Source organism: Desulfosarcina sp. (genome assembly GCF_041551955.1).
Taxonomy (GTDB): domain Bacteria; phylum Desulfobacterota; class Desulfobacteria; order Desulfobacterales; family Desulfosarcinaceae; genus Desulfosarcina.
Map to the genome: position 1 here is coordinate 1 of NZ_JBFELV010000377.1, position 5,092 is coordinate 5,092.

Here is a 5,092-nt window from a genome sequence, read left to right on the forward strand (position 1 = left end):
AGCAGCAGGCTGATCAGGGCCTTCTTGTCGTAGGGCTTTTCGCCGCGAACCCCGTCCAGAATGGGGTGGGACTTGGTTTCGGCGATCATGCGCTGGGCTGAGCGTCTGGAGATGGGCAGCACGCGGAAAGAGACATCCTTTATAATTTCCACCATTACCCCGCCCAGCCCGTACATGATCACGGGACCGAACTGGTCGTCGATCTTGGTGCCGATGATGACCTCGATGCCTTTACCTACCATGGGGGAGATCAGTACCCCTTCGATGCGGGCATCGGCCTTATATGCCTTGGCGTTTTTGATGATTTCCCGGAAGGCTTTTTTCACCTGATCCTTGCCGGACAGGTTGAGCTGTACGCCTTTGGCATCGCTTTTGTGGAGAATATCCGGCGAGGCGATCTTCAGGACCACCTTGCCGCCCATGGCTGCTGCTGCCTCTGCTGCCGTATTTTCCGTGGTGGCTAACGCGTCGGCGGTCACCGCCGCACCGTGAAATCGGAGCAGCTGTTTGGCCTCGGCCTCGAGCAGCGCCGTTCGGCCCTGTTGGTAAACGCTGTCGATGATCAGTTGCCCCTCGGGTTTGGCTTTCGCCTCCCAGTTTAACACAAAGTCGGACTTGGCGTGGTAGCTTTTCAGGTACCTGCCGTATTGGGCCAGCACGCCGATGCACTTGCAGGCGATATCCAGGCTGCCGTAAACCGGGACGCCGTAGTAGCGCAGCAGGTCCAGGCTGTGGGGTTTCTCCGAATTGTAAAGGCTGTGCACGATGATGGCCTTTTTGCGGCGCTTGACCATTTTGCCTATCTGGTGGGCCGCATCTTCTTCCATCAGGGCCAGGCTCTCGGCAAAGCGGATGCCGTAGCCGCCGAACAGACCCACAACCAACAGGCCGCCCACATTGGGGTCGCCCAATATAATGTTGGCGCAGTCGGCGAAGACGGCCGGGTTGTCGTCGGTGCCGCCGGCAACATCAATGGGGTTTCTCACCGCGGCCCCGCCGGGGAGGATGGCGCGCAGTTTTGCCTGGGTCTTCTCTTCCAGCTGCGGAATCTTTACGCCCAGGTCGGTGAGGGTGTCGGCGGCGATGGTGGCGTGTCCGCCGCCGTCGGCCAGGATGGCGATCTGGTTGTTCTTGATCGGCGGGAGGCTGGAGAGACTCTCGGCAGCTGGGAAGAGTTCGTCGGAATTTTCGATGACGATGATGCCGGCCCGTTCAAATGCGCCTTTGGCCACTTCGGACATGCCGGCCAGGGCGCCGGTGTGGGAGCCGGCGGATTGTTTGCCGGTGGAGGAGCGCCCGCTCTTGAGCAGGACGATCGGTTTGGTCTCGGTGGTCTTATAAGCCTGCTGGAGAAATTTGCGGCCCTCGCGCATGCCTTCCACATACATCAGGATGGCGCGGGTGTCGGGATCCTGGCTGAAGAATTCCAGGTATTCGTGGAAGCGGATGTCCGCCTCGTTGCCCACACCCACGTAATAGGTGAAGCCTTTGCGGCTCTGCAGTTTGGCTTCGGTGATCAGCGTCAGGGCCATGTTGCCGCTCTGGGTCAGCAGGGCGATGTCCCCTTTGGGCGAATGCTTAAGGCCCACCAGGTTGAGGTTGTCCTTGAGGTTGATCATGCCCGAGGTGTTGGGGCCGATCAGGCGGATGTGGTGACGGCCGGCTACCTTCAACACCTCGCCTTCAAGCGATTTGCCCTTGGCGCCGGTCTCGCCGAATCCCGTGGCCAGGATGATGGCACCCTTGACCCCTTTTCTGCCGCAGTCTTCCAGCACTGCGGGGACGGTTCGCGCCGGGGTGGCGATGAGGGCCACATCCACCTCTCCCGGGATTTCCGAGACGGCGGTGTAGCACTTCAGGCCCATGATGCTCGGCTCCTTCGGGTTGACCGGGTAGATGGCCCCTTCGTAGCGTTCGTCCAGAAGGGTGCGAATGGTCTGATAGCCGCGCTTAGTGGGCACCTTGGATGCGCCCACGACGGCGACACTGCGGGCATTCAAAACATGCTCGAGTCCCATGATATACTCCTTTGGCTTGACGGCTTCATAAAAAGCCCGATATCTGCGTTACGCTTCATCCCTCCTCACTGCGGAGTGCTACTTGCACGCCTCATTCGACGGGATTCGCAAGCCTTGATCTCGGGCTTTTTATGAAGCCTCCGATGTTGGTATGGTGCCACGTAAATCGAAGTAAATCGATTCCAATATCCTGCGGGGCAGGAAAAAATACATGAAACCAGTTATGGAATCTAAAACGCCAATTCCATAATTCCTGAATTCGCAATCTCTCAATTCGTCTTACTTCTTGCGGTCTTCAAAGGCCGTTAATGAAGTTTGCCGCTCCTTGGTGGAGACGCAGGCCAGGCAGGCTTCCACTTCGAAGTCCATTAAGGCCTCCAGGCTGGTTTCACCCTGGGCCATGTTGAGCCCCTTTTTGATCATCTTCAGGGAGAAGGCCGAGTTGGCCGCGATCTTGGCGGCCATCTCCATGACCGTCTCCATGAGCTTTTCCGCCGGTACGGCATGGTTGACCAGCCCGATGCGCTGGGCTTCCACACCGTCGATGGTCTCGCCGGTGAAGAGCAGCTCCCGGGCCTTTCCCGGGCCGATGAGGTTTTGGACCAGCCGGAAGGCGCCGCCGGTGACCGACGAGGTCACATTGGCCTCGGGGCTGCCGATTTTGGCCTCCTCGGCGGCGATACGGATGTCGCAGGCCAGGGCCAGTTCGTATCCGGAACCGATGGCGAAACCGTTGACGGCGGCGATGGTCGGTTTTTCAAATCGGATAATGGCCCGGGACACCTCCTGGAGGGACATCAGGTAATCCCGGTAGTCTTCGATGGATCGGGTCTTGGATTCCTTGAGGTCGGCGCCGGTGGAAAAGGCGCGCCCTTCGCCGGTGACGACAACGACCTTGATCGCTTGGTCCGCTCGGGCATCCTCCAGGGCGGCCTGCATGTCCAGCCAGAGCCGCTTGTTCATGGCGTTGAGTACCTTGGGACGGTTCAGTCGGATGACCGCCACCCCGTCCTGCTTGTCGTAAATGACGCATTCCAGTTCCATGGCTTCTCCTATGGCGGGTGGTGCATAATTTGGGCGGAAAGATGCGGCCCCTTTTGGCCTAAAAAATCGGGCGGGTCAAGACAATTATACCCGATTAGGCCAATACTTCAAGAGCTTGGCCTATCAACCGGGCAATGGGCAGTTGTCGGGGGCATCTCACCTCGGCAGCCGAGTAGTCTGCCTGGATCATCTTTTTGCGGACTTCATCGGGAATGGCGGCGAAGCGGCGTCGGGCATCGTTCAGATCCCCGTAGCTGCGGGCATACATGAGATAGCGCATGACGTCGCCCACGGGGAGGTTTTCGGCGATGGCGCCTTGGCAGATTTGCGTACAGCCGGCGCAATAGTGCGAGAATGTCTCCCGGGCATACCGGTCCAGGTGCCGGCGGTCGTTGTCGGTCAGCGTCGTGCGATCGACGGCTGCAGCGATGTTGGCCATGAGGATCGACATGGTCGGCATCTGGGAGCAGATGGCCGAAATCTGAGGATTCTCCCACACCGCCTTGAGCTTGGCCTGCTTGTCGGAAAATCCTTTGTTGACGAAACGGCCGGCCAGCTCCAGTTCCCGTGAGGTGCCGGTATCCACGGCGCCGCCGCCCTGGGTCTTCATGGCGGTGAGACCGATGCCGGCGTCCACGCAGGCCTTCACCGCCGCCTTCATTTTCTCTTCATGCATCAGCCTGAAATTGTAAGTCATCATGATGCCGTCAATCCAGTCCAGCCGGGCGGCATCCAGCAGGCATTGCTCCATATTGGAATGGGTTGAAAAACCGAAGAGGCGGATCTTGCCTTCGGCCTTCTGTTCGGCTGCCCACTCGCGCATGCCGCTGTCCATTTCATCTGCGTCCCGGATGGCATGCACGAAAAAGAGGTCGACGTGATCGGTGTTCATCCGTTCCAGGGAGGTCGCCAGGTCATTGCTCATGCCCCGACTGCTTCGGGAGGTGGATTTGGTGACTAGGAAGATCTTCTCCCGTTGTTCTGGGTAGCGCTTGAAGTACTGGCCGATGCCCTCCTCGCTGCGGCCGCCACTGTAAACATGGGCTGTGTCCCAGTAAGTGACGCCCCAGCGGATGGCCTGCTTGAGCATGGTCTGGTTGGAGGGGATGTCGAACATGCCCCCCAGGGAGAGGATGGGGACCTGGATGCCGGACTTGCCGAAAGGTCGTGTGGGCACGCCGGTGGTGTCGGCGGATTGGGTCGGTGTGGCGGCGTGTGCTCGGTCGCGCCCGGCAAGGGGTGCCAGCGCGGTGCCTATTCCGGCGACGCCGGCGGATTTGATGAATGATCGTCGGGAGATTCCCTTTTGCATGTCTTTCATGGGATTACCTCGTTACCAGTGGGTTAAAGGATGAACGTCCAACATCGAACGCCCAATCTCGAATGAGAATCGACAACAAACGCCGAATGGTAAACCAATATGTCCTTGGGATCGTTTCCAAATATCCCTTTTGCCTCATTTTATGTCCTCGGACTTTTGTCTTCTGACATCCGGCCTTCACAGCAATAGCCGATGGCGCCGTTCCCTCGTTTCGTTCTCCGCGGTCACCCGGATGGCCCGGCGGCCCTTGACCGGGCATTCGTGCTCACAAACCCCGCAGCCGATGCACTGGGCCGGGTCCACATAGGGCAGTTGCAGCCGTACCAGCACGGTGATCCGGTCTCCTTTACCCGCCACATCTACAAACGGATGGTCCGCCAGGGTAACACCGCTGGAGCCGATGTCGGCAATTCTGGCGGGGGGCACCCCGGGGTTGCCGTCAATGGACACATAATAGTCTCCGGTGGCAAATCGGTCGGAAGGCAGTGCTGGACCGTCGAATGTCAACTGGTTTCCCTCCAGGCTTCGAAGGCGCCAATCGCCGCCCAGGCGAATCGGCCGGTACTCATCACGGGTGAAAGCGGCACGGGCAAGGAGCTGGTCGCCAGGGCGATTCACTACAGCAGTCCGCAGGCGTCCGCGCCTTTTGTGCCGGTGAACTGCGGCGGCATTCCGGAGAATCTCCTGGAAAGCGAACTGTTCGGCCATG

The 5,092-nt window shown here is 59.4% G+C and carries 4 protein-coding genes and 1 pseudogene; 1 reads left to right on the forward strand and 4 read right to left on the reverse strand.

The genetic code is table 11. The annotated features are described in order from the left end of the window. From ABYV26_RS20490 to ABYV26_RS20505, 4 genes are all read right to left on the reverse strand, one after another. Positions 1 to 2,018 (reverse strand): acetate--CoA ligase family protein (locus ABYV26_RS20490; protein ID WP_372683221.1); only part of this gene is annotated, 2,018 nt, incomplete at its 3' end. Positions 2,019 to 2,297: 279 nt separating this feature from the next. Then, entirely contained in the window at positions 2,298 to 3,062 is a 765-nt protein-coding gene (locus ABYV26_RS20495; RefSeq protein ID WP_372683222.1) for an enoyl-CoA hydratase/isomerase family protein, read from the reverse strand. Between the two features lie 94 nt (positions 3,063 to 3,156). After that, positions 3,157 to 4,383 (reverse strand): aldo/keto reductase, encoded by a 1,227-nt coding sequence (locus ABYV26_RS20500; RefSeq protein WP_372683223.1) that lies wholly within the window; start codon positions 4,381 to 4,383, stop codon positions 3,157 to 3,159. Positions 4,384 to 4,560: 177 nt separating this feature from the next. After that, positions 4,561 to 5,001, reverse strand: a complete 441-nt coding sequence (locus ABYV26_RS20505; protein ID WP_372683224.1) for a 4Fe-4S binding protein — start codon at positions 4,999 to 5,001, stop codon at positions 4,561 to 4,563. Between ABYV26_RS20505 and ABYV26_RS20510 the strand changes: the two are divergent. After that, positions 4,945 to 5,092, forward strand: a pseudogene (locus ABYV26_RS20510) (sigma 54-interacting transcriptional regulator); the annotation flags it as partial. The gene ABYV26_RS20505 and the pseudogene ABYV26_RS20510 overlap by 57 nt on opposite strands.

Excerpts from the sequence above, each read along its gene's own strand:
- ABYV26_RS20500 (WP_372683223.1), bottom strand. The coding sequence starts at position 4,383 with ATGAAAGACATGCAAAAGGGAATCTCCCGACGATCATTCATCAAATCC.
- ABYV26_RS20495 (WP_372683222.1), bottom strand. The coding sequence starts at position 3,062 with ATGGAACTGGAATGCGTCATTTACGACAAGCAGGACGGGGTGGCGGTC.